The sequence below is a fragment of the Streptomyces sp. BV286 genome, assembly GCF_019090165.1.
GTDB lineage: Bacteria > Actinomycetota > Actinomycetes > Streptomycetales > Streptomycetaceae > Streptomyces.
This window is the reverse complement of the sequence record NZ_JAHRIB010000085.1, coordinates 1-236: the sequence shown is the minus strand read 5'-3', so window position 1 is coordinate 236 and position 236 is coordinate 1. Positions and strand designations below refer to the sequence as shown.

Here is a 236-nt window from a genome sequence, read left to right as displayed (position 1 = left end):
CAACCGCAAACAACGCCGCCTGCGCATACACCGTCCGCGTCAGCAGAGCAGCCGCATCGCTCTCCGGCTCCGCGAACAGCACCTCCCGCAGAGGACGTTCCAGACCCTCCAGGCCGACATCCAACAGGTCACACGTCCGCTCCAACGACTCCGCGAACACCGGGAACGACGCGGCCAACTCCCGGCCCATGCCCACCCGCTGAGCACCCTGCCCCGTGAACAGGAACGCCAGCCGG

Annotated in this window: 1 protein-coding gene; it reads right to left on the bottom strand. The window is 68.2% G+C overall.

Annotated features, from left to right (window positions below; translation table 11 throughout):
• A partial coding sequence (locus KUF83_RS42970) for an acyltransferase domain-containing protein (RefSeq protein ID WP_217454627.1) occupies nt 1–236 on the bottom strand: 236 nt, incomplete at both ends.